Below are 26,279 nucleotides of genomic sequence, written 5' to 3'. Positions count from 1 at the left end.
CCGGCCTCGGCCGCGATTGTTTCACCCGCTGGCCGAGGTCGCCTGTCTACTGAAGCGTCAGGTGCCGGCTCATCAGAGCGCGCAACGCCGCAGGCTTGACCGGCTTGGCGAGGAAATCCAGGCCGCTTGCGTGAATCGCGGCCACCAGTTCCGGGCGGCCATCGGCACTGATCACCACGCCGGGCACCGGCTCGCCCAGCCGGGTGCGCAACCAGGCCATCAGCTCGGTGCCGGTCTGGCCCTCGTCGAGGTGATAGTCGACCAGCACCAGTTGCGGGCGAATGTCCTCGGCCAGCAGCGCTTCGCATTCGGCGCGGTTGCTGGCGGTCCATACCTGGCAACCCCAGCGGGTGAGCAGGCTGTTCATGCCGACCAGAATGCTGTCCTCGTTATCGATGCAAAGCACCTGAGTGCCGGTCAACGCGGTGTGCTGCGGCTCGCCACGCTTGGCTGCCGGGCGCGGCTGGCTCAATGCACGGGCGACCGGCACGGTGACGCTGAACACGCTGCCCTTGCCCGGCCAGGAGCGCACTTCCAGTGGGTGTTCGAGTACGTGGCAGAGACCGTCGGCGATGGCCAGGCCCAGGCCCAGACCCTTCTCCGCGCGGGTCTGGTGGCTGTCCAGGCGTTTAAACTCCTCGAAGATCACCTTCAGCTTGTCATGCGGAATGCCCGGGCCGCGGTCCCAGACTTCGAGCCGTAGTGATGCGCCTTGCCGGCGCACGCCGAGCACCACGCGGCCCTTGGCGTAACGGAAGGCATTGGTGAGGAAGTTCTGCAGCACGCGACGGAGCAGACGTATGTCACTGTCGACGCGCAGCTTGCTGCCGTGCACGCGGAAGTTGACTCCCTGTTCGCGGGCCAGTGCGGTGAACTCCGTGCCCAGCGTGTCGAACAGCGTGGCGAGTGGGAAGGGGTTGCGATCTGGAGTCACTCGACCGCTTTCCAGGCGCGAGATATCCAACAGGTCGGTGATCAGGTCTTCAGCCGAACGCAACGAACTGTCCAGATGCTGCACCAGTTCCTGGGCCTCGCTGGGCAGGGCGCTCTGCTGGTGTGACAGTGCGGCGGAGAACAGCCGTGCGGCGTTGAGCGGCTGCATCAGGTCGTGGCTGACGGCGGCGAGGAAGCGGGTCTTCGACTGGTTGGCCGCTTCCGCGGTGCTCTTGGCTTCGATCAGCGCCTGGTTGAGCTGCGACAGTTCCTGGGTCCGCTCGCTGACGCGCTGTTCGAGACCTTCGTTGGCATCTTTCAAGGCACGTTCGGCTTCGCGGTAGGCGGTGATGTCACTGAAGCTCATGACGAAGCCGCCGCCTGGCATCGGGTTGCCGATCAGCTCGACGACGCGGCCGTTGGGGAACAGCCGCTCGGACGTATGCGCGCGACCCTGGCGCATCCAGTACAGGCGCTTGGCCACGTGGGTGTCTGGATCGCCTGGACCGCACAGGCCGCGTTCGGCGTTGTAGCGGATGATGTCGGCGATCGGGCGGCCGATGTAGACCAGCCCGTCCGGGTACTCGAAGAGCTCGAGATAGCGATGGTTCCATGCCACCAGGCGCAGCGACTGGTCGACCACGCTGATGCCCTGGGTGATGTTCTCGATCGCGCCTTGCAGCAGTGCGCGGTTGAACTGCAGCACTTCCGAGGCTTCACCGACGATGCGCACCACGTCGTCGACCTGCATGTCGCGGCCTTCCAGCGCCGCCTTGACCACCGCGCGGGTTGACGACGCGCCGAGCACGCCCGCCAGCAGGCGTTCGGTATGTGCGATCCACTGGCCGTCAGCTTGCAATTTGGGCGAGAAGTCCTGGCCGTGGCGGCGGGCGAAGCGCTGGAAGCTTTGCTCGGCACGCTCGGCGCCGACGAAGCGAGACGCCAGGGCCAGCAGGTCTTCGACGCGCACGGCGAGCAGGCGGCGGGCGCCGGTCGGGGAGGCGATCTCCTGACCGATAAAGCGGCTGGCCTGCCAATGCTCGGCCACGTGGGTCTGGGTGAGGATGGATACCCAGAAAAACAGCGTTGCGTTACCGATCAGCGACAGGGTCACGCCCAGGGTCAGTCCGCTGAGGCCGAAACCGAGGCCGCCGTTGTACATCCAGCTCAGGCCCGGGAACATTTCCAGCGGCCAGCCCAGCAGAGGAACAATCAGCGTATAGAACCAGATTGCCGCGCCGGCGGTCAGGCCGGCGAACACGCCGCGACGGTTGGCCTGCTTCCAATACAGCGCACCAACCATCGCCGGGGCCAGCTGAGTGATGGCGGCGAAGGCGATCTGGCCGATTGTAGCCAGCGATGCCGTGGAGCCGAGCAGGCGGTAGCTGACATAGGCGAGCAGCAGGATCACGACGATGCTGATGCGACGTACCGAGAGCATCCAGTGGCGAAATGCTTCGAACGGGCGCTCGGCTTCCTGGCGGCGCAGCAGCCAGGGCAGCAGCATGTCGTTGGAAACCATGGTCGAAAGCGCGACGCTGGCGACGATTACCATGCCGGTTGCCGCCGAGGCGCCGCCGATGAAGGCGAGCAGGGCGAGCCAGGGATGCAGTTCGGCCAACGGCAGGCTGATGACGAAGGAATCCGGCGTTACGCCTGCGGGCAACAGCATCTGTCCCGCCAGCGCGATCGGGATGACGAACACCGCGGCGAGTACCAGATAGAGCGGAAACACCCAGCGGGCCATACGGAAGTCGCGCGGCTCGATGTTTTCCACCACAGAAACGTGAAACTGCCGCGGCAGACAGACGATCGCCATCATCGCGACGGTGGTCTGGACCAGCATGGCTGACCAGTTGACACCTTCGCTCCAGAATCCGGCAAGGTCCGGCGAGTCATAGGCCTGATTGAACAGATCGCCAAAGCCGTCGAACAGGCCGAAGGTGACGAAGGCGCCCACCGCCAGGAATGCCAGCAGCTTGATCAGTGATTCGAAAGCGATCGCCAGGACCATGCCGCGGTGATGCTCGGTCACATCGAGGTTGCGCGTGCCGAAGAGGATGGTGAACAGCGCCAGCACGATCGAGACGATCAGCGCGGTGTCGCGCGTGCCGGTGCCGGCTGCCTCGATGTTGATGCCGCTTAGCAGGTTGACGCCGAGTACGATGCCCTTGAGCTGCAGCGCGATGTACGGCAGTACGCCAACCAGGCAGATCAGCGTAACAACCACTGCCAGCAGCTGAGATTTGCCATAGCGGGCGGCGATGAAGTCGGCAATGGAGGTGATGTTCTCCTGCTTGCTGATCATGATCATCTTCTGGATCACATGCGGTGCGAACAGCATCAGCAGGATCGGGCCCAGATAGATAGGGAGGAACGCCCAGAGCTGCTCGGCGGATTGGCCAACGGCACCGAAGAAGGTCCAGCTGGTGCAGTACACCGCCAGTGAAAGGCTATAGACCCAAGGCCGCAGACGCGGCGACATGGAAGCGCTGTTGCGGTCGCCGTAGAAAGCGATGGCGAACAGAATGGCCATATAAACGAGGGCGACCGCGGCGATCAGCCCGCCTGACAGCGTCATGCAAACTCCAGAAAACGAAAGGTGAGTGCCAGGCAGGCCTCGGCGGGCCGGTAACGGTGCCGAATTCAATCAGCCCTGGTGACTCGTTAATATGCTGAGTTCGTGAAGTTTCGCAGCAATGGTCACCCCGTGTGCAGGGTTGCGACCAAGGTCGCATGCGTCTAGCGCGGGCCCGCCAGCAATATCGCCGGTCGTCCGCGAAGTACGGCGTTTCCTGCGCCATGGGTTACTGTCTGGTAACCGCCGATTTGCCCGAACGCAATAACAGGAGAATGTCATGCTCAGCCCCCATCCGGTAACCCTGCAACGCGGGGCGCTGCGCCTGGAGCCGCTGATGGAAGCGGATATCCCGGAGCTGGTTGCCCTGGCAGAGCGGAACCGCGCCGAGCTGACATATATGAGCGGGCCGCTACGGCCGGACTGGTACCGCCATGCGCTGGCGGAACAGCGCGAGGGGCGCGCGGTTGTCTTCAGTGTGCGGATGGCCGAGCAGCTGGTCGGCACCACGCGCTTCGCCGACTTCAACCTGAGCCTGCCGGCGGCCGAATTGGGCTGGACCTGGCTGGACCATGCGGAGCATGGCACCGGGCTGAATGCCTCGATCAAGTACCTGCTGCTGCGTCACGCATTCGAAGAATGGCAGTTGGTTCGCCTGCAGCTGAAGACTGCCGCCAGTAACCTCCGCTCGCAGCGGGCCATCGAAAAGCTAGGTGCCCTACGCGAAGGATTGCTGCGTAACCATCGGCGACTGGCAGACGGTCGTCTGGACGATACCGTGCTGTACAGCATCACCGACCGTGACTGGCCGCAGCTCAAGCAGCGGCTCGCGGCCGACTGACTGCTCTGCGACGCATCGCCTGGGCGTCTCAGTTCGGATATCGTGCGGTGCTTTGCCGCATGTCTTGCGTCGATCCGTCCGCTACCCACGCCTTTCGCTACGAGGTCGATAGGCAGCGCAAGGTTCGGTGCAAAATTGGCTACAGGAGTTCCAATGTCCCGCTCGCAAGAGTTCGTTCACGGGTGCCGTGACATTCTGCCGTTGATCCTCGGTGCGATTCCGTTCGGTGTCATCTTCGGCACGCTGGCCGTCGGCGCCGGATTGACGCCCTGGCAGACCATGGGCATGTCTTCGCTGGTCTTCGCCGGTTCCGCACAGTTCATCGCGATCACGCTGATAACCGGTGGCGTAGGCGCAGCCGTGGTACTGCTGACCACCTTCGTGGTCAATCTGCGGCACGCCTTGTACAGCGCCGCGTTGCAGCCATTCGTTCGTCATCTGCCGGGCCGCTGGCGCGCCCCTCTGGCGTTCTGGCTCACGGACGAGGCCTTCGCCGTGGTGCAGAATCGCTATGCCCGCGACGACGAGTCGCCGTACAAGCATTGGTTCTTTCTCGGAGCCGCGCTGACCATGTACATCAACTGGCAGCTGTCGACACTGGTGGGTGTCGCCTTCGGTCAGGCGGTTCCGGGTATCGCCAGCTGGGGGCTGGACTTCGCCATGATCGCCACCTTCATCGGCATCGCGGTGCCGATGATGCGGACGCGCCCGCAGGTGGCCTCGGCGCTGGTGGCTGGCGCGGTGGCCTTGCTGACCTGGGAGCTGCCTTACAAGCTCGGACTGATCGCCGCCGCCATGGCCGGCATCGTCGTCGGCGTCTGGCTCGAACGTCGCGCCGAAGCGGCTGCGCGCATGCAGGGGGCGCTATGACGACCTGGTTGCTGATCTTCGGCATGCTGGCGATCACCTTCGTGATCCGCTACAGCTTTTTCGCCTGGCCCAACCTGCGCTTTCCCCGCGCTATCGAGCAGGGGCTGCATTACGTGCCGGTGGCGGTACTGACTGCCATCGTGGTGCCGGGAATGCTGATGCCGGAAGGGCAGTGGGCGTTGCGTCCGGACAATGCCTATCTGCTCGCGGGGCTGTTGGCGATCGTCATAGCCGCGTTTAGCCGCAACCTGCTGGCGACTATCGCCGGCGGACTGCTGAGCTTCTTTCTGCTGCGCTGGGCTTTCGGGCAGTTGCCGATATGAATCAGGAATCGACCGGGGCTAGCTCTACAAGGCGTGTGCCAGCTGGCGGGCCGGCGACCACGCATTCGCAGTTTCGCCTGCTCGGCAAGCGTCGCTTCCTGCCTTTTTTCTGCACGCAGCTGCTCGGTGCATTCAACGACAACGTGTTCAAGCAGGCGTTGATCCTGGCGATTCTGTTCAAGATCGGCACTGGCGCCGACAAGAGTCTGCTTATCAATCTTTGTGCGCTGCTGTTCATCCTGCCGTTCTTTCTGTTCTCCGCGCTGGGTGGCCAGTTCGGCGAGCGCTTCAAGAAGGCCTGGCTGATTCGCCGAATCAAGTTCGCCGAGATTCTGATCATGCTTGCCGGGGCGCTCGGCATGTTGCTCGGCAACCTGCCGGTATTGCTTGCGGTGCTGTTCTGCATGGGCACCCAGTCGGCGCTGTTTGGTCCGGTCAAGTACTCGATCCTGCCGCAGCAGCTCGCCGAGGATGAGCTGGTGGGAGGCAATGCGCTGGTGGAGATGGGAACGTTCCTGGCGATTCTCGGGGGCACCATCGGTGCGGGTGTGTTGATGGCGAGTGAGGGCTACGCCGAGCTGGTGGCGATCAGCGTGGTGCTGATCGCGCTCGTCGGTTATCTCACCAGTCTGGCCATTCCAGCCGGTACGGCAGCGCTGCCGACCCTGCATATGGATTGGCGCGTGCTGCGTCAGTCATGGCGCATTCTGCGGCTGGGGCTCGGTCAGCAGCGGGCGGTGTCCCGGGCCATGCTGGGCAATTCCTGGTTCTGGTTTCTCGGTGCGACCTACCTGACGCAGATCCCGGCGTTTGCCAAGGACTATCTCGGTGGCGATGAAAGCGTGGTGACGTTGATCCTGACGCTGTTTTCGGTCGGCATCGCGCTGGGGTCGCTGCTTTGCGAGCGGCTGTCGCGGCATCACGTGGAGATCGGCCTGGTCCCGTTCGGAGCCATTGGCCTGAGCCTTTGCGGAGTGCTGCTGTGGTGGCATGCGAGCGGCCACGGGGAGCCTGTGGGTACGGTCGACTGGCTTGCGCTGCTCGGCGAGCCTTCTGCCTGGTGGGTACTGATGGATATCCTCGGGCTGGGGATTTTCGGTGGGCTGTACATCGTCCCGTTGTATGCCCTGATCCAGTCACGCAGTGTGGTTCACGAGCGCTCGCGAGTGGTGGCAGCGAACAACATTCTCAACGCGCTGTTCATGGTCGCGTCGGCGATCATCGCAATTGTCCTGCTGGTGCTGCTGAAGCTCTCGATACCGCAGCTTTTCCTGACTGTTTCGTTGCTCAGCGTGCTGGTCTGCGGGGCGCTGTTCGTCGATGCGCCGGAGTTCATCGAGCGTTTTCTGATCTGGTCGCTGGGGGAGCGATTGGGCGGGGCGCTGGCGTTGCAGCTGAAGGTGCGTTGAGGGGAGCGGGGCGCCGATCAGCGCCCCGGGCTGGTGTCAGAGGCCCTGGGGGACTTCTTCGCCACCGAACGCCTCGAACAGCGCAGGCAGGAACTCGCGGAAGGTCATCATCATCAGCAGGAAACTGGCGTCCTGCTGGGCAAGGGCGTCTTCACCACCGTCCTGCTCGGCCTGGTCCTGCAGCAGTTCCTCGAAGCGCAGGCGCTTGATGATCAACTTGTCGTCCAGCACGAAGGACAGCTTGTCCTGCCAGGCCAGCGACAGCTGGGTGACCTGCTTGCCGGCTTCCATATGCTGCTGGATCTCGTCGCTGGTCAGGTCCTGGCGCTTGCAGCGCACCACGCCGCCGTCCTCGTGGGTGTCGCGCAGCTCGCATTCGTCGAGCACGAAGAAATCGTCTGCGGACTTCTGCGTCTTGACCCAATCGGTCAGGGTGGCGCTTGGCGCGATCTTCACGGTCAGCGGGCGCACCGGCAGCGAGCCGATCGCTTCACGCAGGGTGGACAGCAGGTCCTCGGCCTTCTTCGGGCTGGCCGAGTTCACCAGGATCAGCCCGCGCTCGGCGTCGACTGCGGCGAAGGTGCCGGATTTGCGGATGAAGGCGCGCGGCAGAAAGGCCTGGATGATCTCGTCTTTTATCTGGTCGCGCTCCTTCTTGTAGACCTTGCGCATCTGCTCGGCTTCGATCTCGTCAACCTTTTCCTTCAGCGCATCCTTGACGACGCTGCCCGGAAGAATGCGTTCTTCCTTGCGCGTGGCGATCAGCAGGAAACCCTGGCTGACGTGCACCAGGGGGGCGTCTTCACCCTTACCAAAGGGGGCGACGAAGCCGTAGGTGCTCAGCTCCTGGCTGGCGCAGGGGCGGGCAGGTTTGGCGGCCAGTGCAGCTTCGAGTGTCTCGGCATCTAGAGCGACGTTCTGGGTGAGACGGTAAACGAGCAGGTTACGAAACCACATGGCGGGGTAGATCTCCGGAAAGCAAAGGGGTGCATTATTCCTGCCTGGCCAGTTCAGGCCAACCCTGCGGGATGTTAATGCACGGCGGACGAGAAAAATCGGCTGGTAAATCGAGGGTTTTCCTAAGTCTTTGGAACTTCTGCAATTTTTTTTTCGAAAGGGGGTTGCCAAGGTGCGGAACCCTCTCTAGAATGCGCCCCACTTCGAGAGCAAACGGGTGATTAGCTCAGCTGGGAGAGCATCTGCCTTACAAGCAGAGGGTCGGCGGTTCGATCCCGTCATCACCCACCACTCGAGGTTTAGCGCAGCGGTAGTTCAGTCGGTTAGAATACCGGCCTGTCACGCCGGGGGTCGCGGGTTCGAGTCCCGTCCGCTGCGCCATATTCGCTTCACGGGTCCACTGAACGCCCTGAAGCAACGAAAGAAACGGCCATCTAGGCCGTTTTTTTTTGCCTGGATTTTTTTGGGCTGAAGCTACGGGTGCCGCTTCTCGCTCGGCTCGATCCTGCTATCGGATTGCTACGCGCGTCCGTTCTTTGCAATCTCTTTACGGTCCTTGCCTTGGGGTGCGGTAGCCAGTGCCGGGATGCGCTGCTAAGCTCGACCATCGGTTTTTCGAATGCCCAACAGCGTATTTAAGGAAACAGCATGAGACTGAGACATCATCGTTTGGCGCCTGCGGTTGCCCTGGTTGGCCTGGTGCTGGCCGGCTGCGACTCGCAGACCAGTGTCAAACTGGACACTCCGGCGCAGAAGGCGTCCTATGGTATCGGCCTGAACATGGGCAAGAGCCTTGCGCAGGAGGGTATGGATGATCTCGACTCCCAGGCTGTTGCGCAGGGTATTGAAGATGCCATCGGCAAGAAGGAGCAGAAGCTCACCGATGAGCAGCTGATGGAGGCTTTCACCTTCCTGCAGACCCGTGCCGAAGAGCGCATGGTTGAGATGAATGCCAAAGCGGTCGAGGCTGGCAAGAAGTTCCTCGAAGACAACGCCAAGCGTGAGGGCGTGAAGACCACCGAATCCGGTCTGCAGTACGAAGTCGTCAAGGCGGCCGAAGGCCGTCAACCGACCGAGAACGACGTGGTGACCGTGCACTACGAGGGCAGCTTGACCGACGGCACCGTCTTCGATAGCTCGATCAAGCGCGGCAGCCCGATTGATCTGCCGGTCGGCGGTGTGATTCCAGGTTGGGTCGAAGGTCTGCAGCTGATGCATGTGGGCGAGAAGTACAAGCTCTACATCCCGAGCGAACTGGCCTACGGCGAGCAGAGCCCGAGCCCGCTGATCCCGGCCAACTCCGTGCTGGTCTTCGATCTCGAGCTGCTGGATATCAAGGGTGACGAGGCCGAGCAGCCCGCAGCCGAGCAGCCTGCTGAAGCAGCCGAGCAGGAATAAGCGGTTCTCTTCGCTGCAAACGAAAACGCCCCGATCTAGTCGGGGCGTTTTTATATGGGCTTGCTACTGAATCAGTCGTCCATCTGCGACTGCAGGTAGTTTTCCATGCCCACCTTGTCGATCAGGCTCAACTGCGTCTCCAGCCAATCGATGTGTTCCTCCTCGGATTCGAGGATGTCTTCCAGCAGCTCGCGACTGCCGTAGTCGCCGACGCTTTCGCAGTAAGCGATGGCGACCTTCAGATCCTGCACGCCACCTTGCTCCAGCCTGAGGTCGCACTCGAGCATCTCGCGAGTGTTCTCACCGATCAGCAACTTGCCCAGATCCTGCAGATTCGGCAGGCCTTCCAGGAACAGGATGCGCTTGATCAGCTTGTCCGCATGCTTCATCTCGTCGATGGATTCTTCGTACTCATGCTTGCCGAGCTTGCCGAGACCCCAGTCCTCATACATGCGCGCGTGCAGGAAGTACTGGTTGATGGCTACCAGCTCATTGCCGAGGATCTTGTTGAGGTGCTGAATGACCAGCTTGTCGCCTTTCATGTAGTTAGCCTGCCTGACGCGGTGGGAATGCAAGCAGTCTGGCCACGCTCAGGCGACCTGTCAAACCTAAGTCATTGAATGCTAAAGCTAAACCCTAGCGAGAATAGTTGCGTTCCGCATCCTTCTGAGCAACTTGCTGATTTGCAGGCAAAAAAAAGCCGGGCATGGCCCGGCTTCATGGCTTCAGTCTGTCAAGCCTGAACAAAACTGGCAGGGTACGCGAGGGAGGCCTGGGCACTCTGCACGTTGCTGAGCGTCTCGCGCACGACCTGCTTGGCGACGCAGGCGCACTTGCCGCACTGGGTGGCGACGCCCGTCGTTTCCCGTACTTCACGGTAGCTGCAGCAGCCTTCGTAGATGGCATCGCGAATCTGGCCGTCGGTTACACCCTGGCAAAGACAGACGTACATAGAAGCACTACCCGTTGAATTCGTTGACGGTTGGGATGCTAATCAGAATGAGAATAATTGTCAAAGTTCGTTCGTCGGGGGTTTCTCCCGATGAGCGTATTTTTCCGTTCGTACCGACGGTGTCGAAGGCCGCAGCGAGGATCGGTGTTGACCGCTTTGCGGTAGACTGCGCGCCTTTTCGCAACGGAGGCCGTTCATGGCCCTGCAAGCCACACCATATAAAGTCGAGCTGAATCTCACGGACCTGGACCGCGGGGTTTACGAGAATCTGCGCTTTACGGTCGCCAAACACCCGTCGGAAACCGAAGAACGCCTCGGCGTGCGATTGATTGCCTATGCGCTCTGGTATAGCGAGCAGCTGGCCTTTGGTCGCGGCCTCTCTGATGTGGACGAGCCAGCACTCTGGGAAAAGAGTCTGGATGGCCGCGTCCTTCATTGGATCGAAGTGGGTCAGCCGGATGCAGAGCGATTGACTTGGTGTTCGCGACGAGCCGAACGCGTCAGCCTGGTTGCCTATGGCAATCTGCGCGTCTGGCAGGGCAAGGTGATCGATGCGGTGAAGGGATTGAAGAATCTGTCCATTGCCACCATCGACTCGGAGTCACTTGCCGCGTTGGTCAAGGACTTGCCGCGTAGTCTGCAGTGGGGCGTGATGATCAGTGACGGCACGTTGTTCATCACCGATGAGCGTGGCCAGTTCGAAGTGAAGTTGGGTTGGTTGCTCGGCGAGCGCTGAGAGCGCCCGCCGTGCCAGTCACGCTTGCCAGAACTCCAGCAGCGCATTGAACGACATCACCACCCCAACCGCCGTGGCCAGCATGGCCAATATGCCGAACATCAGCATCCAGGTAGGGTGACGGTAGGCATCGCCGACGATGTTCGATTTGCGCGACGCGAGCAATATGCAGCCCAGCGCCAGCGGCAGTACCAGGGCATTCAGGGTGCCCGCCACCACCAGAACCTTCACGGGCTGGCCGACCAGGCTGTAGATGAGCGTCGAGCAGGCAATAAAGGCGATCACCACACGCTGGTTATGCCGGCGGATGCTGTCATGCAGCGAGTACATGAAGGTCACACTGGTATAAGCGGCGCCGATCACCGATGAAACCGATGCGGCCAGTAGCACTACGCCAAAAATCTTGTAGCCGATGGTGCCCATCGAATGGGAGAACACCGATGCAGCGGGGTTGCTCGGGTCGAGAGTCAGGCCCTGGCTGACGACACCGAGGGCTGCGAGGAACAGGCAGATGCGCACGACGCCAGTGGTAGCGATACCGATCACGGCCGCGCGGGTTACCAGCCTGACATTCTCTACACCGGTGATGCCGGCCTCTACCAGGCGATGGCCACCGGAAAACGATATGTAGCCGCCGACCGTGCCGCCCACCAATGTCACGATCGGCAGCAGCAGGATCAATGGGTCGTCCGGATTGAAGCTGCGACTCATCGCTTCGAGCAGTGGTGGATTCGACTGCAGCATGGCGTAGCCGATCATGCACAGCATCACCAGGCCAAGGACTTGCATCACCGAGTCCATCACGCCCTTGGCGTTGCGCAGCAGGAAGATGCCGATGATCAGCACGGCGGCGATCAACGAGCCGATTATCGGCGGGATACCGAAGATCACATTCATCGCCAGGCCGGCGCCACCGATGTTGCCGATGTTGAAGGCAATGCCGCCAAGCACGATGAAGGCGGATATCAGATGGCCGACGCCGGGTATCACGCGGTTGGCGACGTCCTGGCCGCGCAGGTTGGCAACGGTGATCACCCGCCAGATATTAAGCTGGGCACCGATGTCGATGAGCAAAGAGATCAGGATCGCGAAGGCGAAACTCGCCAGATACTTCTCGGTGAACAGCGACGTTTGGGTCAGAAACGCGGGTCCGATGGACGAAGTCGCCATGATGAAAATGGCGCCGCGCAGGACGTTGCGCTGGGCGGGAGTGCCGCGTTCGGCTTGTGTGGCTTGCATTGGATACCTTCTTTTTCTTGGCGTTGGGGCAGGTAGAAATGCGCCCGGGTCATACCCGGCAATGTTGTTCTTGTTGGAATAACTGGCTGCTGGTCAGCGGCTCCTTATGAGCGACTACCGCCACTGGGCGAGCAGTTCGCGGTGCGCGCGTTGCGCGGCCTCCAGTGAAATCGGTTTGAGCCTGAGCGAGGTGCCTGGCAGGCACTGCGCCAGCTGGGCCACCGCCGCAGGTGTCAGCGCGCCGAGGCGTGGATAGCCGCCGATTGTCTGGCGGTCGTTGAGCAGGATGATCGGCTGCCCGTCGGCCGGAACCTGGATCGCCCCCAGCGGCACGCCTTCGGAAATCATGGATGAGCGCGTGCTGTGAAGCGTTGGGCCGAGCAAGCGCACGCCCATGCGGTCGGCTCGTTGATCGACTGTCCAGTCGCTGTTGAAGGCATCGAACAGGCTCTGGCCGCTGAAATCACCAATCTGCGCGCCGAGCACGACCGCCAGGGTCGGGCTCGGTAGTGGGGTGACGGTTGGCACTGGCAGCTCTCGGCGAGCAGCAGAAACACCACTGAGCCAGTGCAAGCGGCCGCCCTCGGCCAGCGCTTGGCCGTCACCGGCCAAGCCGCCGAGTTGCTCGCGCCGGACCGTGGCGCAGCTCCCCAATACCGGTGTCGCCTGAAAGCCGCCTGGCGCAGCGAGATAGGCGCGAACGCCTCGCTTTGGGTGCGTGAAGGTAAGCAGTTGGCCCTTACGGACCTCGAAGCTACGCCCCGGTGCGATGGCTTCGTCATCGAGCGCGGCGCCGAGATCGGCACCGCAGATCGCCAGGCAGGTATCGGTTTGCGCGCGAAGGCTGAAATTCCCCAGCGTGATTTCCACCGTAGCGGCCTGCACAGGATTTCCAAGCAGCCAGTTGGCCCAGCTGTGGGAAATCCAGTCCACCGGGCCGCCCTGGGTAACGCCGAGGTGGCGGACGCCCATACGGCCGCCGTCCTGCAAGCTGGCCAATGCGCCGGCGCGTTCGATAAGCAGACTCATACGGCAGTCTCCTGAAAAGGGCTGTCGTTGCCGCCCAAGCGGATGAATTCGGCGCGCTCGATGGGCACGAAGCGCACCCGGTCGCCTGGCTGCCAGAGGCTGTAGCCGTCGGGCTCGCGGTCGAACAGACGAACCGGGCTGCGCCCGATCAGATTCCAGCCACCCGGCGATACCAGCGGATATATGGCGGTCTGCCGATCGGCGATGCCCAGGCTTCCGGCCGGCACCTGCTTGCGTGGTGTGGCCAGGCGCGGGCTGGCCAAACGCTCATCGACCAGCCCGAGAAAGGCGAAGCCGGGTGCGAAGCCGAGGGCGAAGACCTGATAGATGTGTGCGCTGTGTTGCTCGATCACGCCGGCTACACCGAGCCCGCTGCGCTTGCCTAGCGCTCGTAGCTCGGGGCCGACGCTGGCGTCGTACCACACTGGGATTGCATGCTGGCGCGCAGTTTCGGCGGCGGCGGGCTGCAGACCCTCGAGCGCTTGGTGAAGGTGCTGGCGAGCCTGCAGGTCGTCCAGTTGGATCAGGTCGTAATGCACCAGCAGGGTGGTGTAGGAAGGCACCAGATCGATCAGTGCCGTGCCGAAGGCGTCGCGCACCCGCTGACTGGCGGCAAGCATCCAGGGCATGTTGCCTTCGTCGATCTGATCGAACAGGCGCAACAACAGGCTGTCGACGCCCACCACTTCGATCCGCGGCTTCATGCGGGAAGCGCTTGCAGCGCGTGGCGGATGCGCTGGACGGCGGCTATGGAACCGGCGTTGTCGCCATGCACGCAGAGGGTATCGGCCTGCAGAATCAGCGCGCTGTCATCGCTCGCGATCAGCGCCTCGCCCTTGGCCAGGCGCAGGGCCTGGTCGGTCACGGTTTCTGCATCGTGGTGGACGGCGCCTGGCAGGCTGCGCGAAACAAGCATGCCGGCGGCGTCATAGGCGCGGTCGGCGAACACCTCGAACCACAGGGTGATGCCCATTTCCTCTGCCAGTGCTTGGCTTGCGCTGTTGTCGCGGGTGGACATCAGCATCAGCGGCAGGTTGGCGCTGTAGGCCTTGATGGCGCTCATCACTGCGCGCAGCAGTTCGGGCTGGCGCATCATGTCGTTGTACAGCGCCCCGTGCGGTTTGACGTAGCGAACCTGCGTGCCTTCAGCGCGGCAGATGCCGTCGAGTGCGCCGATCTGATAGAGCAGCATGTTCTCCACTTCGGCCGGGCTGCAGGCCATGGAGCGCCGGCCGAAGCCGACCAGATCCGGATAGGCCGGATGGGCGCCGATGCGCACATCATGCTTGCGTGCCAACGCCACTGTGCGCCGCATGATCTGCGGATCGGACGCATGGAAGCCGCAGGCGACATTGGCGCAATCGATGAACGGCATCACCTCGGCATCCAGGCCCATGGTCCAGGCGCCGAAGCTTTCCCCTATATCGCAATTGAGTAAGAGACGACTCACGATGGCTGCTCCTTTCGAAATGGACTGGTGCGTTTGCGGCGGCGTTGAGGGTCGATACACTGATAAAGTATTGATAAATTATCAACGTATTTCTGCCGTTGGGCGTCTGAAGTGCCTGAGCGGACATTGCTGTATCCTTGCCCGCCCCATCGATACGAACGGCGCTGCCGCTTCATCAATCAGGAACTCAAGATGGTTGACGCCAAAAGCCCCCGCCCGTTGCGATCTTCGATCGTCGCTTCGGCGCACCTCGCCGAGCAGTCCCAGGAACTGTCTGAACTGGAGTACGGCATCATCGTCGCCAGCGCCGCGCTGATGCGCTGGATGGAGCGTTGCATGCAGGCCTGCGGCACGGTGGAGATGAACGCGCTGGACGTCATGGTGCTGCACAATCTCACCAGCCGTGGCCGCGCCAAGCGACAGGCGGATATCTGCCTGCTGCTCAATGTGGAAGACACCCACACCGTGACTTACGCGCTGAAGAAGCTGAGCAAGCTCGGCCTGGTGGAAGGGGCGAAGCAGGGCAAGGAGATGTTCTATCGCACCACCGACAAGGGCCGTGCGCTTTGTCAGGAGTACGCCGACATCCGCCGCGAATGCCTGATCGCCTCGTTCGAGAACCTCAATATCGACCCTGATGAGATCCACCGCCTGGCGGGCATGCTGCGCGCTATGTCGGGCCTGTACGACCAGGCCGCACGTGCGGCCACCTCCCTGTAATCCGTTTCACCGAGTCTGGAATCCGACGATGCGTATCGAACCCCGCCCCCTGCCCGAGCAGCTGCCCGACCTTGGCGAGCTGCCGCCGCTGCTGCAGCGCCTCTACGCGGCCCGTGGTGTGACCTGCGCAGAGGAGCTGGACAAGGGGCTGGCGCGGTTGATTCCTTATAAGCAGCTCAAGGGCATCGATGCCGCGGTCGAGCTGCTGGTCGAGGCGCTGGAGAAGCGTCAACGCATCCTGTTCGTCGGCGATTTCGATGCCGATGGCGCCACGGCCAGCACCGTGGGTGTACTTGGCTTGCGCCAGCTTGGCGCTGCCCACGTCGATTACCTGGTGCCCAATCGCTTCGAATATGGCTACGGTCTGACGCCGGAAATCGTTGCCGTTGCCTTGCAGCGCGAGCCCGATCTGTTGGTGACCGTGGACAACGGCATTTCCAGTGTCGACGGCGTGGCGGCGGCCAAGGCCGCAGGGCTCAAGGTGCTGGTCACGGACCATCACCTGCCGGGTCACGAACTGCCGGCGGCTGATGCCATCGTTAACCCCAATCAGCCTGAGTGCGCCTTTCCCAGCAAGTGCATCGCCGGTGTCGGGGTCATCTTCTATGTGCTGCTGGCATTACGCGCTCGCCTGCGTGAGCTGGACTGGTTCATCCGTCAGGGCTGGGCAGAGCCGAACCTGGCTGAGCTATTGGACCTCGTGGCGTTGGGCAGTGTCGCCGACGTGGTATCGCTGGATGCCAACAATCGCATCCTGGTCCATCAGGGATTGGCGCGGATTCGCGCGGGGCGGGCGAGGGCGGGCCTGCGGGCGATTCTCGAAGTGACGGGGCGCGACCATCGACGCATCACCTCTACCGACCTGGGCTTCATTCTCGGACCGCGGCTCAACGCGGCCGGGCGGCTGGATGACATGTCGCTGGGCATCGAATGCCTGCTCTGCGAGGACGAGGCACTGGCGCGCGATATGGCGGTCCAGCTCGATGAGCTGAACAAGGACCGCAAGAGCATCGAGCAGGGCATGCAGCGCGAGGCACTGGCGCAGCTCAAGGATTTGCCCCTGGAAGACCTGCCGTTCGGCCTGTGCCTATTCGAGGCGGACTGGCATCAGGGCGTGATCGGCATCCTGGCTTCGCGTATGAAGGAGCGCTACCACCGCCCGACCATCGCCTTCGCCGATGCCGGCGACGGCCTGCTCAAAGGCTCTGCGCGCTCGGTGCCGGGCTTTCATATCCGCGATGCGCTGGATGCGGTCGCCGCCAAGCATCCCGGCTTGATCAGCAAGTTTGGCGGGCATGCCATGGCGGCCGGGCTGTCGCTGCCGCAAGCCAGCTTCGGCGCATTCGCTGCCGCCTTCGACGCCGAAGTGCGCCGCCAGCTGTGCGAGGATGATCTCACCGGCCGGCTGCTAACCGACGGCCAGCTCAGCGTCGAGGAGTTCCACCTGGAACTGGCGCGTGCGCTGCGCAACGCCGGGCCCTGGGGCCAGCATTTTCCCGAGCCGATGTTTCATGGGGTGTTCCAGTTGGTGCAGCAACGTATCGTCGGCGAGCGCCATCTGAAGCTGGTGCTCAAGAGCGAATGCGGCTCGCTGACCCTCGACGGCATTGCCTTCAACGTCGACCGCGAAATCTGGCCGAATCCGACGGTGCGCTGGGCCGAGCTGGCCTACAAGCTCGACGTCAACGAGTACCGCGGTCAGGAAAGCGTGCAGCTGATGGTGGCGCATATCGCCCCGCGCTGATCGATGCATGCCGGCTGACGATAGGCCGGCTGAATCCAGCGCCATTCCCCGTCAAGACGTCTGATTGTTGCCCGCGGCCATGGCGCCTAGAGTGGCTGGACAACAACAGCGCCATGCGGGAATCCGAAATGAGCGAGATCAGCGTCCATCACCGTGCCTGTCATCTGTGCGAAGCCATCTGCGGCCTGACCATCCAGACCGAAGGCGAGCGCATCCTTTCGATCAAGGGCGACCCCCTCGACAGCTTCAGCCGCGGCCATATCTGTCCCAAGGCTGTCGCCCTGCGGGACATCCAGAACGACCGTGACCGGCTGCGCCACCCGATGCGGCGCTGCGGCGATGAGTGGCAGGCGATCAGCTGGGAGGAGGCCTACGAACTGGTCGCCGAGCGCCTGGCTGAGATCCGCGAGCGCCACGGCGCCAATGCCGTGGCCATCTACCAGGGCAACCCGAGTGTGCACAACTACGGGCTGATGACCCACAGCAACTACTTCCTCGGGCTGCTGAAGACGCGCAATCGCTTTTCCGCGACCTCGGTCGATCAGCTGCCGCATCACCTGACCAGCCATCTGATGTACGGCCACGGCCTGCTATTACCCGTGCCGGACATCGATCACACCGATTTCATGCTGATCCTCGGCGGCAACCCGCTGGCCTCCAATGGCAGCATCATGACCGTGCCCGACGTAGAGAAGCGGTTGAAGGCGATCCGTGCCCGCGGCGGCAAGCTGGTGGTGGTCGACCCGCGTCGCAGCGAGACCGCAGCGATCGCCGATCAACATATGTTCGTGCGGCCGGGACAAGACGCGGCGCTGCTGTTTGGCCTGCTCAATACTCTGTTCGAGGAAGGCCTGACGCGCACCAGCGAGCTCCCGCTGGACGGCATCGAGGAGGTGCGCACGGCGATCGCCGCCTTTACCGCCGAGGCGATGAGCGCCCGTTGTGGGATTCCGGCCGAGCAGATCCGCCAGCTGGCGCGGGATTTCGCGGCGGCGGACAAGGCAGTCTGCTACGGGCGGATGGGCGTCTCGACCCAGGCCTTCGGCACGCTCTGCCAGTGGTTGGTGCAGCTGATCAACCTGGTCACCGGTAACCTCGATCGGGTCGGCGGCGCGCTGTGTACCGAGCCTGCGGTGGATCTGGTGGAGACCACCTCCGGCGGCCACTTCGCCGCCTGGCATAGCCGGGTTTCGCAGTTGCCTGAATACGGCGGCGAACTACCGGTAGCGGCACTGGCCGAGGAGATGCTTGAACCCGGGGAAGGGCAGGTGCGTGCACTGATCACCGTGGCCGGAAACCCGGTGCTCTCCACGCCCAACGGGCGCAAGCTGGAGCAGGCGCTGGATGGGCTGGAGTTCATGCTCAGTGTGGATTTCTACATCAACGAAACCACTCGCTATGCCGACGTGATCCTGCCGCCGACCGCGCCGCTGGAGCACGACCATTACGACGCCACCTTCAACCTGCTCGCCGTGCGCAACGTTACCCGCTTCAACCAGCCGGTACTGCCCAAACCCGAGGGTGCGCTGCACGACTGGGAAATCTTCATCGGGCTGGCTAAGGCGTACGCAGCGCGGGTCGGCGTCGAGCTGAAGCCCACCATGCCGCCGCAGCAAATGATGGACCTGGCGCTACGCCATGGGCCATACGGCGACAAGTCCGAGCGCAAGCTGCGCCTGGCAGCACTGGAGGATCATCCCCACGGGCTGGATCTCGGGCCGCTCAAGCCAAACCTGGCGCGGCGCCTGAAAACGCCGAACAAGCGCATCCAGACCGCGCCGGCGCTGATGCTGGACGATCTGCAGCGTTTCGCCGCGCAGCCTCAGGCAGGTGCCGACGAGCTGTTGCTGATCGGCCGCCGGCATGTACGCAGCAACAATTCCTGGATGCACAACTACCAGCGCCTGGTGAAGGGCAAACCTCGTCATCAGCTGCTGATGCACCCTGCGGACATGGCTGCTCGGACTTTGCAGGATGGCCAGCGGGTGCGCGTGCATTCCCGGGTCGGCGTGGTCGAGGTGGAGGCGCTGGCCAGCGAGGAGATGATGCCCGGCGTGGTCAGCCTGCCGCATGGCTGGGGCCACGCCCGTCCTGGCGTGCAAATGGATATCGCCCGGCAGCAACCGGGCGCCAGCAGTAACGACCTGACTGACGAGCGCCAGTTGGATGTATCCGGCAATGCCGCGCTCAACGGTGTGCCGGTGCAGGTCAGCGCTGCCTGAGGCTGACAGTTCCACCGATGTCGGGCTGGGCATGAGCGGCGAAACGGTCTCTACTGACGGGTGTCAAATCCGCATCACCGACAGTAGAGGCCGACATGTCCCAGCTTTTTCAGCCGCTTACCCTGCGCCAGCTCAAACTGCCCAACCGGATTGCCGTATCGCCCATGTGCCAGTACTCGGCGAAGGCCGGGATGGCCAACGACTGGCATCTGGTGCATCTGGGCAGTCGGGCCGTCGGTGGCGCCGGGCTGGTGATCATCGAAGCGACGGCGATCAGCCCTGAGGGGCGTATTTCGCCGGACGACCTGGGTATCTGGTCCGACGAGCATGTCGAGCCATTGCGGCGGATCACCCGCTTCATCGAGGCGCAGGGCGCATTCGCCGGCGTGCAGCTGGCCCATGCCGGGCGCAAGGCGAGCACCTGGCGGCCCTGGCTCGGCAAGCACGGCAGCGTGCCGATCGCCGCTGGCGGCTGGACCCCGGTCGGTCCTTCGACCATTGCTTTCTCGCCTGAACATGCCGTGCCGACGGCGCTGGACGACGCCGGCATCGCGGGCGTCGTGCAGGCCTTCGTCGAGGCGGCCGAGCGCTCATTGGCGGCCGGCTTCAAGGTTTCCGAGGTACATGCGGCCCACGGCTACCTGCTGCATCAGTTCCTTTCGCCGCTATCCAACCAGCGGCAGGATCGCTACGGCGGCTCGTTCGACAACCGTATCCGCCTGCTGCTGGAGGTTACGGCAGCTGTTCGCCAGGTCTGGCCCGAGGAATTGCCGCTGTTCGTCCGCCTCTCGGCAACAGACTGGGTCGATGATGGCTGGAATGCCGACGAAACCGTCGAACTCGCGCGGCGGCTCAGGGAGATTGGCGTCGACCTGATCGATGTGTCGTCCGGTGGCACTGCTGCCAACGCCGATATCCCGGTCGGGCCCGGCTACCAGACCCAGTTCGCCGAGCGCGTGCGCAAGGAGGCGGGTATCGCCACCGGCACGGTCGGCATGATCACCGAGGCGGTGCAGGCCGAGCACATCCTGCGCACCGGCCAGGCCGACCTGATTCTGCTCGCCCGCGAACTGCTGCGTGATCCGTACTGGCCGCTGCATGCTGCCGAGGACCTGCGTGACAGTTCCGTGGCCTGGCCGGCGCAGTACGTGCGTGCTGCCCATCGCGACACGCCGATTCGTCAGGTGCCCGAGTCGTTTGACTGAGCACTGCTGTTCAAATCCTGATTCAATCCGTTTGGGGACTTCGATGAAAACCAGTGGCCTTCTCGATCAACTGCTCAGGTCCGGTCAGGACCTGCTGCAGAAGCAGCAATCCAGTGCAGGTGGCAAACCTGGCAAAGGCGGTTTGAGCGACCTGCTTTCCGGCGTTGGCGGCGGTTCGCTCGGCAATGCCCTGTCGGGTGCCGGTGGCGGCGCGCTGGCGGCCGGTGCCATGGGGTTGCTGCTGGGCAACCGCAAGGTGCGCAAGATGGGCGGCAAGGCGGTGACCTACGGCGGTCTGGCGGCGCTCGGCGTGCTGGCCTACAAGGCCTACAGCAACTGGCAGGCGCAGCAGGGCGGGGCGCAACAGCAGACGCCACAGACCATCGATCGCCTGCCGCCGGCAGAGGTCGAGGTGCACAGCCAGGGCATTCTCAAGGCACTGGTGGCAGCGGCCAAGGCCGACGGCCATGTCGATGCCCGAGAGCGTCAGCTGATCGAGGCGGAGCTGGGCAAGCTGGCCGATGCTGATCTGCAGCACTGGCTCGAGGCCGAACTGAACAAGCCGCTGGACCCGGCTGACGTGGCCAGTGCCGCCAGTACCCCCGAGATGGCTGCGGAGATGTATCTGGCCAGCGTGCTGATGGTCGACGAGGAGCATTTCATGGAGCGTGCCTATCTGGATGAACTTGCCCGCTGTCTGCAGCTCGATCCGCAACTCAAAGCCGAGCTGGAAAGCCAGGTACGCGGTGTGAGTGCCTGATCGACCGTCATGAGGGCAAATCCGTTTCCTGACCGTCCGCCGGCACGTCCGGCGGGCTGTCAGCGCGGGTTGGCTGAGTTATAATCGCCGGCTTTTGCACCGTCCGATTGAGAGCTGCCTACCTATGGAAATCAACCCGATCCTCAACAGCATCAAGGACCTGTCCGAGCGCACCCTGTCAATTCGGGGGTATCTTTGACTACGATCAGAAGCATGATCGTCTCGTCGAAGTAAACCGCGAACTCGAAGACCCCAACGTCTGGAACAAGCCCGAATACGCCCAGAGCCTGGGCCGTGAACGCGCCACCCTGGCGCAGATTGTCGAAACCATCGATGACCTCGATGGCGGACTTGCCGACTCTCGCGACCTGCTCGACATGGCGGTCGAAGAAGATGATCAAGGCGCCGTTGATGATGTGGCCGCCGAGCTGGACCGTCTGCGCGGAATCCTCGAAAAGCTCGAATTCCGCCGCATGTTCAGCCATGAGATGGACCCGAATAACTGCTACCTGGACATCCAGGCCGGTTCCGGCGGCACCGAGGCGCAGGACTGGGCGAACATCCTGCTGCGCATGTACCTGCGCTGGGCCGACAAGCGCGGTTTCACTGCCGAGATCGTCGAGCTGTCCGAGGGCGAAGTCGCCGGCATCAAGGGTGCCACGGTGCACATCAAGGGTGAATATGCTTTTGGCTGGTTGCGCACCGAGATCGGTGTGCACCGCCTGGTTCGCAAGAGCCCGTTCGACTCCGGCGCGCGCCGCCACACCTCGTTCTCGGCAGTGTTCGCCTCACCCGAGATCGACGACAGGGTCGAGATCGAGATCAACCCGGCCGACCTGCGCATCGATACCTACCGTTCCTCCGGCGCCGGTGGTCAGCACGTAAACACCACCGATTCGGCCGTGCGTATCACCCACGTCCCGACCAATACCGTGGTGGCCTGCCAGAACGAACGTTCCCAGCACGCCAACAAGGACACCGCCATGAAGATGCTGCGGGCCAAGTTGTACGAACTGGAAATGCAGAAGCGCAACGCCGCCTCTCAGGCGCTGGAAGACAGCAAGTCGGACATTGGCTGGGGGCACCAGATCCGTTCCTACGTGCTCGACGACTCGCGCATCAAGGATCTGCGTACCGGTGTGGAGCGCAGCGATTGCCAGAAGGTGCTCGACGGCGACCTCGACGGATACCTCGAAGCCAGCCTGAAACAGGGGCTCTGAGAGCAGCTGCAAGCCTCAAGCCGCAAGCACCTCCATTGAAACGATTTGACCGGGACGACCCGCAATGAGCGAACAACCGCTGAACCAGCACGCCATCCAAGAGGAAGAAAACAAGCTGATTGCCCAGCGCAAGGAAAAGCTTGCTGCCGTGCGCGAGCAGGGCAATGCCTTCCCCAATGACTTCCGTCGCGACCGCTATGCAGGCGACCTGCAGAAACAGTACGCCGAGAAGACCAAGGAGGAGCTGGAGGCGGCCGCCATTCCGGTCAAGGTCGCCGGGCGCATCATGCTCAACCGCGGGCCATTCATGGTGCTGCAGGATATGAGCGGGCGCATCCAGGTCTATGTCGATCGCAAGACGCTGCCGGCCGAGCAGGTCGACGCGGTCAAGCACTTCGACCTGGGCGACATCATTGCCGCCGAGGGCACACTGGCGCGCTCCGGCAAGGGCGACCTGTACGTCTACATGAACAGCGTGCGCCTGCTGACCAAGTCGCTGCGCCCGCTGCCGGACAAGTTCCACGGCCTGACCGACACCGAGCAGCGCTACCGCCAGCGCTACGTCGACCTGATGGTCAACGAGGAGGTGCGCGAAACGTTCCGCGTGCGCTCCCAGGTCATCTCGCATATCCGCAAGTTCCTCGCCGAGCGTGACTTCCTCGAAGTCGAAACGCCGATGCTGCAGACCATTCCCGGCGGCGCTGCGGCCAAACCGTTCGAGACCCATCACAACGCGCTGGACATGCCGATGTTCCTGCGCATCGCGCCGGAGCTCTACCTCAAGCGTCTGGTGGTCGGTGGCTTCGAGCGCGTGTTCGAGATCAACCGCAACTTCCGCAACGAAGGCGTCTCGACCCGGCATAACCCCGAGTTCACCATGCTCGAGTTCTACCAGGCTTACGCCGACTACGAAGACAATATGGATCTCACCGAGGAGCTGTTCCGCGAGCTGGCCCAGGCCGTGCTTGGCAGCACCGACGTGCCCTACGGCGACAAGGTGTTCCACTTCGGCGAGCCCTTCGCGCGGCTGTCGGTGTTCGACTCGATCCTCAAGTTCAACCCGGAAATCTCCGCGGATGACCTGAACGACGTCGAGAAGGCTCGCGCCATCGCCAAGAAGGCCGGCGCCAAGCTGCTCGGCCACGAAGGGCTGGGTAAGCTGCAGGTGATGATTTTCGAGGAGCTGGTCGAGCACAAGCTGGAACAGCCGACCTTCATCACCGAGTACCCGTTCGAGGTCTCGCCGCTGGCCCGACGCAATGATCGCAACCCCAACGTCACCGACCGCTTCGAACTGTTCATTGGTGGCCGCGAGATCGCCAACGCCTATTCCGAGCTCAACGATGCCGAGGATCAGGCCGAACGTTTCCACGCGCAGGTAGCCGACAAGGATGCCGGCGATGACGAAGCCATGCACTTCGACGCCGACTTCGTGCGTGCGCTGGAATACGGCATGCCGCCGACCGCGGGCGAGGGTATCGGCATCGATCGCCTGGTGATGCTGCTGACCAACTCGCCTTCGATCCGCGACGTGATCCTCTTCCCGCACATGCGTCCGGAACTCTGATCCACTGAGCGTCGACTGACACCGCAGTGTGCCGGCCTCGGCGGCTGCGGGTATAACCTCAAGGGTACGGGTCATCCGTGAAGAGGGACTGATGAACAGCCGTAACAACCTGGATGAGTATCAGACCATCGTGCGCGGGCTGTCCGACCGCATCGTCGAGGCGCAGACGCCAGTGCGCGTACTGGACGCGGTGAAGTGGGACGAGAATACCCGCCAGGGTTTTTTCGCCGCCAAGGGCCGCGAGCTGCCGAAGATCGATCGCGGCTACTACGAGGGCCGGCCACTGGCCTTCGATTCCAGCGCCAAGAAGCAGGAATTCCAGGACATCGAGCGCGACATCACCCGTCAGCTCGGTCAGTTCAACCCGGTCGGGCAGATCATGCGGCGCATGTGTAAGGAATACCGCATGGTTATCCGCATGCTCGAGGCGCGTGGCACACCGGACTTCGGCATGATCTCCCAGGAGCTCTACGGCGCGGCATCCGACGCCTTCCATGCTGGCGATCCAACCCTGGCCGACCTCGGCCTTATGCTCTCCGACTACCTGAACAACATCGCCGACCGTGGCGATCTGCGTGACGAGCCGAAGAATCTCACCGCGCCGCAGGCCGTCGAGCTGCTGCAGAAGCGGCTGGATGTGGTGTTCGGCGAAGGCGAGGGCGTGATCCGTGTTTTCGAGTCCGACGGCATCCTCGCCGATGCGGCAGCGGGCGCCGACTACATCAAGATCCGCAGCGACGCGCTGTTCAACGAGCGTGACGTGCGCGCGCTGGAGGTTCACGAAGGCCTGGTGCACGTCGGCACCACGCTCAACGGGCAGAACCAGCCGATCTGCACCTTCCTCGCCAAGGGGCCGCCGTCTTCAACGGTTACCCAGGAAGGCCTGGCAATCCTGATGGAGGTGATTGCCTTCGCCTCCTACCCGACGCGCCTGCGCAAGCTGACCAACCGCACCCGCGCCATCCACATGGCCGAGGAGGGCGCGGATTTCCTCGACGTGTTCGCCTTCTTCCGCGAGCAGGGATATGGCGACGACGACTGCTACAGCAATGCCAGCCGGGTGTTCCGCGGCTCGACCCCCGATGGTTTGCCCTTCACCAAGGACCTGTCCTACCTGAAGGGCTTCATCATGATCTACAACTACATCCAGCTAGCCGTGCGCAAAGGCCGGCTGGAGCAGATCCCGCTGCTGTTCTGCGGCAAGACCACGCTTGAGGACATGCGCACGCTGCGCCAGCTGGTGGACGAGGGCATGGTCGTCCCGCCCAAGTATCTGCCGCAGCAATTTCAGGACCTCAATGCGCTGTCGGCCTGGATGTGCTTCTCCAACTTTCTCAATCACCTGAGCCTGGATCGCATCGAAGCCGACTACGCGAACATTCTCTGATCCCGAATATCCGACATCACTCACGCAAGGAAGCGTAACGATATGGAAAACTCCGTCTTTGCCCGGCGTGCGAACCCGATGGATCGCACACTCTCCCCCGCTGCGTATAACCTCGTCATTGGCCTCACGCTCTGTTGGGGCTTCTGGGTCAACTGGTGGATGGTCGGCAACATCCCGGTCGAGTCCATTCGCAGCATCCATCCCTGGCTGTTCTTTGGCGGCTACTTCGCCAGCTGCCTCACCGGCGCCTGGCTGTTTCATCGTTCGAACCAGCCCTGGGTGAGTTTTGTCGGCTACAACCTGGTCGTGGTGCCGTTCGGACTCATCGTCAACCTGGTGGTGAGCCGCTACGACGCCTCTCTGGTGCATGAGGCGATACGCATCACCGCGCTGGTTACCCTGGGCATGATGCTGCTCGGCACGCTGTTTCCGAAGTTCTTCGCCAGCATCGCCGGTGCGCTGACAGTGGCGTTGTTGCTGGTGATCGTCGTCGAGTTGGTCGAGGTGTTCATCCTCGGCATTCATCACGGCGTGATCGACTGGATCGTCGTGCTGATCTTCTGCGGCTATGTCGGCGTGGACTGGGGCCGGGCGAATCAGATCCCCAAGACGCTGGACAATGCGATTGACAGCGCAGCCGCGCTCTATATGGACATCATCAACCTGTTCCTGCGTATCCTGCGCATTCTCGGGCGCAAATAGGCAACGGCGGGACGCTGCCGCATCCTTGCAGCGCCGC

The 26,279-nt window shown here is 62.9% G+C and carries 23 protein-coding genes and 2 tRNA genes; 17 read left to right on the top strand and 8 right to left on the bottom strand.

Annotated elements, in window-relative coordinates:
* Nucleotides 1-46 precede the first annotated feature (46 nt).
* Complete coding sequence (locus tag LW136_RS15550; protein WP_234173173.1) at nucleotides 47-3,514, bottom strand: hybrid sensor histidine kinase/response regulator; 3,468 nt, start codon at nucleotides 3,512-3,514, stop codon at nucleotides 47-49.
* Nucleotides 3,515-3,791: 277 nt separating this feature from the next.
* Here LW136_RS15550 and LW136_RS15545 point away from each other — a divergent pair, with 277 nt between their 5' ends.
* From LW136_RS15545 to LW136_RS15530, 4 genes are all read left to right on the top strand, one after another.
* On the top strand, nucleotides 3,792-4,352 hold the full coding sequence (locus LW136_RS15545) for a GNAT family N-acetyltransferase (RefSeq protein WP_023446238.1): 561 nt from the start codon (nucleotides 3,792-3,794) through the stop codon (nucleotides 4,350-4,352).
* A gap of 153 nt (nucleotides 4,353-4,505) precedes the next feature.
* Nucleotides 4,506-5,222: an AzlC family ABC transporter permease gene (locus tag LW136_RS15540; RefSeq protein WP_090521321.1), complete on the top strand. Its 717-nt coding sequence runs from the start codon at nucleotides 4,506-4,508 to the stop codon at nucleotides 5,220-5,222.
* Nucleotides 5,219-5,545 carry an AzlD domain-containing protein gene (locus LW136_RS15535; protein WP_046618760.1) on the top strand — a complete coding sequence of 109 codons (327 nt, stop codon included), beginning with the start codon at nucleotides 5,219-5,221 and terminating at the stop codon, nucleotides 5,543-5,545. The genes LW136_RS15540 and LW136_RS15535 overlap by 4 nt, the downstream gene beginning before the upstream one ends.
* Entirely contained in the window at nucleotides 5,542-6,954 is a 1,413-nt protein-coding gene (locus LW136_RS15530; protein ID WP_234173172.1) for an MFS transporter, read from the top strand. Before LW136_RS15535 ends, LW136_RS15530 begins: the two co-directional genes overlap by 4 nt.
* 36 nt (nucleotides 6,955-6,990) lie before the next feature.
* Here the strand turns inward: LW136_RS15530 and rdgC are convergent, their stop codons facing one another.
* Nucleotides 6,991-7,911, bottom strand: a complete 921-nt coding sequence (rdgC, locus tag LW136_RS15525; RefSeq protein WP_090521316.1) for a recombination-associated protein RdgC — start codon at nucleotides 7,909-7,911, stop codon at nucleotides 6,991-6,993.
* Between the two features lie 215 nt (nucleotides 7,912-8,126).
* Between rdgC and LW136_RS15520 the strand changes: the two genes are divergently transcribed.
* The 3 genes from LW136_RS15520 (at nucleotide 8,127) to LW136_RS15510 (ending at nucleotide 9,309) form a co-directional block, all read left to right on the top strand.
* Nucleotides 8,127-8,202, top strand: a tRNA-Val gene (locus tag LW136_RS15520).
* Between the two features lie 13 nt (nucleotides 8,203-8,215).
* Nucleotides 8,216-8,292: transfer RNA gene (locus LW136_RS15515), tRNA-Asp, on the top strand.
* Nucleotides 8,293-8,559: 267 nt separating this feature from the next.
* Entirely contained in the window at nucleotides 8,560-9,309 is a 750-nt protein-coding gene (locus LW136_RS15510) for a BamJ family beta-barrel-assembly machinery protein (protein ID WP_014821004.1), read from the top strand.
* A 71-nt stretch (nucleotides 9,310-9,380) separates the two neighbouring features.
* On the opposite strand, the gene bfr is transcribed toward LW136_RS15510, so the two are convergent.
* Both bfr and LW136_RS15500 read right to left on the bottom strand, forming a co-directional pair.
* Nucleotides 9,381-9,851 (bottom strand): bacterioferritin, encoded by a 471-nt coding sequence (gene bfr, locus LW136_RS15505; RefSeq protein WP_003300730.1) that lies wholly within the window; start codon nucleotides 9,849-9,851, stop codon nucleotides 9,381-9,383.
* Between the two features lie 191 nt (nucleotides 9,852-10,042).
* Nucleotides 10,043-10,261 carry a bacterioferritin-associated ferredoxin gene (locus LW136_RS15500; RefSeq protein ID WP_014821003.1) on the bottom strand — a complete coding sequence of 73 codons (219 nt, stop codon included), beginning with the start codon at nucleotides 10,259-10,261 and terminating at the stop codon, nucleotides 10,043-10,045.
* A gap of 196 nt (nucleotides 10,262-10,457) precedes the next feature.
* On the opposite strand from LW136_RS15500, the gene LW136_RS15495 reads away from it, so the two are divergent.
* A complete protein-coding gene (locus tag LW136_RS15495; protein WP_003300734.1) occupies nucleotides 10,458-10,997 on the top strand; it encodes a YaeQ family protein in 540 nt (179 codons plus the stop codon).
* Between the two features lie 18 nt (nucleotides 10,998-11,015).
* On the opposite strand, the gene LW136_RS15490 is transcribed toward LW136_RS15495, so the two are convergent.
* The 4 genes from LW136_RS15490 to LW136_RS15475 form a co-directional block, all read right to left on the bottom strand.
* Entirely contained in the window at nucleotides 11,016-12,236 is a 1,221-nt protein-coding gene (locus LW136_RS15490) for an NRAMP family divalent metal transporter (RefSeq protein ID WP_090521312.1), read from the bottom strand.
* 114 nt (nucleotides 12,237-12,350) lie between these two features.
* Nucleotides 12,351-13,265, bottom strand: a complete 915-nt coding sequence (locus LW136_RS15485) for a 5-oxoprolinase subunit C family protein (RefSeq protein WP_044315264.1) — start codon at nucleotides 13,263-13,265, stop codon at nucleotides 12,351-12,353.
* On the bottom strand, nucleotides 13,262-13,969 hold the full coding sequence (gene pxpB / locus LW136_RS15480) for a 5-oxoprolinase subunit PxpB (protein ID WP_044315263.1): 708 nt from the start codon (nucleotides 13,967-13,969) through the stop codon (nucleotides 13,262-13,264). The genes LW136_RS15485 and pxpB overlap by 4 nt, the downstream gene beginning before the upstream one ends.
* On the bottom strand, nucleotides 13,966-14,715 hold the full coding sequence (locus LW136_RS15475) for a 5-oxoprolinase subunit PxpA (protein ID WP_044315262.1): 750 nt from the start codon (nucleotides 14,713-14,715) through the stop codon (nucleotides 13,966-13,968). Before LW136_RS15475 ends, pxpB begins: the two co-directional genes overlap by 4 nt.
* 192 nt (nucleotides 14,716-14,907) lie before the next feature.
* On the opposite strand from LW136_RS15475, the gene LW136_RS15470 reads away from it, so the two are divergent.
* The 9 genes from LW136_RS15470 (at nucleotide 14,908) to LW136_RS15430 (ending at nucleotide 26,242) form a co-directional block, all read left to right on the top strand.
* On the top strand, nucleotides 14,908-15,435 hold the full coding sequence (locus tag LW136_RS15470) for a winged helix DNA-binding protein (protein ID WP_038658189.1): 528 nt from the start codon (nucleotides 14,908-14,910) through the stop codon (nucleotides 15,433-15,435).
* Nucleotides 15,436-15,463: 28 nt separating this feature from the next.
* On the top strand, nucleotides 15,464-17,179 hold the full coding sequence (recJ, locus tag LW136_RS15465; RefSeq protein ID WP_044315261.1) for a single-stranded-DNA-specific exonuclease RecJ: 1,716 nt from the start codon (nucleotides 15,464-15,466) through the stop codon (nucleotides 17,177-17,179).
* Between the two features lie 128 nt (nucleotides 17,180-17,307).
* A complete protein-coding gene (locus LW136_RS15460) occupies nucleotides 17,308-19,401 on the top strand; it encodes a molybdopterin oxidoreductase family protein (RefSeq protein ID WP_044315260.1) in 2,094 nt (697 codons plus the stop codon).
* Between the two features lie 95 nt (nucleotides 19,402-19,496).
* On the top strand, nucleotides 19,497-20,606 hold the full coding sequence (locus LW136_RS15455; protein WP_044315259.1) for an NADH:flavin oxidoreductase/NADH oxidase: 1,110 nt from the start codon (nucleotides 19,497-19,499) through the stop codon (nucleotides 20,604-20,606).
* A 43-nt stretch (nucleotides 20,607-20,649) separates the two neighbouring features.
* Nucleotides 20,650-21,366 carry a tellurite resistance TerB family protein gene (locus LW136_RS15450; protein ID WP_044315258.1) on the top strand — a complete coding sequence of 239 codons (717 nt, stop codon included), beginning with the start codon at nucleotides 20,650-20,652 and terminating at the stop codon, nucleotides 21,364-21,366.
* A gap of 124 nt (nucleotides 21,367-21,490) precedes the next feature.
* Nucleotides 21,491-22,586 (top strand): peptide chain release factor 2 gene (gene prfB, locus LW136_RS15445; RefSeq protein ID WP_102832577.1). Its coding sequence is split into 2 segments (ribosomal slippage): nucleotides 21,491-21,562 and nucleotides 21,564-22,586, totalling 1,095 coding nucleotides; the frame shifts between segments, so codons are not numbered across the junction.
* Nucleotides 22,587-22,650: 64 nt separating this feature from the next.
* Entirely contained in the window at nucleotides 22,651-24,153 is a 1,503-nt protein-coding gene (gene lysS, locus LW136_RS15440) for a lysine--tRNA ligase (protein ID WP_044315257.1), read from the top strand.
* Nucleotides 24,154-24,244: 91 nt separating this feature from the next.
* Nucleotides 24,245-25,540, top strand: coding sequence for a flavohemoglobin expression-modulating QEGLA motif protein (locus tag LW136_RS15435; RefSeq protein ID WP_003283839.1), 1,296 nt, complete (start codon nucleotides 24,245-24,247; stop codon nucleotides 25,538-25,540).
* Nucleotides 25,541-25,582: 42 nt separating this feature from the next.
* A complete protein-coding gene (locus tag LW136_RS15430) occupies nucleotides 25,583-26,242 on the top strand; it encodes a Bax inhibitor-1 family protein (protein WP_044315256.1) in 660 nt (219 codons plus the stop codon).
* The last annotated feature ends 37 nt before the right edge of the window (nucleotides 26,243-26,279 follow it).

Origin of the sequence: Stutzerimonas kunmingensis (assembly GCF_021432085.1) — a bacterium.
Taxonomy (GTDB): domain Bacteria; phylum Pseudomonadota; class Gammaproteobacteria; order Pseudomonadales; family Pseudomonadaceae; genus Stutzerimonas.
Note: the sequence above shows the minus strand (reverse complement) of the source record. Positions and strands in the feature narration are given on the sequence as shown.

Excerpts from the sequence above, each read along its gene's own strand:
- LW136_RS15550 (WP_234173173.1), bottom strand. The coding sequence starts at position 3,514 with ATGACGCTGTCAGGCGGGCTGATCGCCGCGGTCGCCCTCGTTTATATG.
- LW136_RS15545 (WP_023446238.1), top strand. The coding sequence starts at position 3,792 with ATGCTCAGCCCCCATCCGGTAACCCTGCAACGCGGGGCGCTGCGCCTG.
- LW136_RS15540 (WP_090521321.1), top strand. The coding sequence starts at position 4,506 with ATGTCCCGCTCGCAAGAGTTCGTTCACGGGTGCCGTGACATTCTGCCG.
- LW136_RS15535 (WP_046618760.1), top strand. The coding sequence starts at position 5,219 with ATGACGACCTGGTTGCTGATCTTCGGCATGCTGGCGATCACCTTCGTG.
- LW136_RS15530 (WP_234173172.1), top strand. The coding sequence starts at position 5,542 with ATGAATCAGGAATCGACCGGGGCTAGCTCTACAAGGCGTGTGCCAGCT.
- rdgC (WP_090521316.1), bottom strand. The coding sequence starts at position 7,911 with ATGTGGTTTCGTAACCTGCTCGTTTACCGTCTCACCCAGAACGTCGCT.
- LW136_RS15510 (WP_014821004.1), top strand. The coding sequence starts at position 8,560 with ATGAGACTGAGACATCATCGTTTGGCGCCTGCGGTTGCCCTGGTTGGC.
- bfr (WP_003300730.1), bottom strand. The coding sequence starts at position 9,851 with ATGAAAGGCGACAAGCTGGTCATTCAGCACCTCAACAAGATCCTCGGC.
- LW136_RS15500 (WP_014821003.1), bottom strand. The coding sequence starts at position 10,261 with ATGTACGTCTGTCTTTGCCAGGGTGTAACCGACGGCCAGATTCGCGAT.
- LW136_RS15495 (WP_003300734.1), top strand. The coding sequence starts at position 10,458 with ATGGCCCTGCAAGCCACACCATATAAAGTCGAGCTGAATCTCACGGAC.
- LW136_RS15490 (WP_090521312.1), bottom strand. The coding sequence starts at position 12,236 with ATGCAAGCCACACAAGCCGAACGCGGCACTCCCGCCCAGCGCAACGTC.
- LW136_RS15485 (WP_044315264.1), bottom strand. The coding sequence starts at position 13,265 with ATGAGTCTGCTTATCGAACGCGCCGGCGCATTGGCCAGCTTGCAGGAC.
- pxpB (WP_044315263.1), bottom strand. The coding sequence starts at position 13,969 with ATGAAGCCGCGGATCGAAGTGGTGGGCGTCGACAGCCTGTTGTTGCGC.
- LW136_RS15470 (WP_038658189.1), top strand. The coding sequence starts at position 14,908 with ATGGTTGACGCCAAAAGCCCCCGCCCGTTGCGATCTTCGATCGTCGCT.
- recJ (WP_044315261.1), top strand. The coding sequence starts at position 15,464 with ATGCGTATCGAACCCCGCCCCCTGCCCGAGCAGCTGCCCGACCTTGGC.
- LW136_RS15460 (WP_044315260.1), top strand. The coding sequence starts at position 17,308 with ATGAGCGAGATCAGCGTCCATCACCGTGCCTGTCATCTGTGCGAAGCC.
- LW136_RS15455 (WP_044315259.1), top strand. The coding sequence starts at position 19,497 with ATGTCCCAGCTTTTTCAGCCGCTTACCCTGCGCCAGCTCAAACTGCCC.
- LW136_RS15450 (WP_044315258.1), top strand. The coding sequence starts at position 20,650 with ATGAAAACCAGTGGCCTTCTCGATCAACTGCTCAGGTCCGGTCAGGAC.
- lysS (WP_044315257.1), top strand. The coding sequence starts at position 22,651 with ATGAGCGAACAACCGCTGAACCAGCACGCCATCCAAGAGGAAGAAAAC.
- LW136_RS15435 (WP_003283839.1), top strand. The coding sequence starts at position 24,245 with ATGAACAGCCGTAACAACCTGGATGAGTATCAGACCATCGTGCGCGGG.
- LW136_RS15430 (WP_044315256.1), top strand. The coding sequence starts at position 25,583 with ATGGAAAACTCCGTCTTTGCCCGGCGTGCGAACCCGATGGATCGCACA.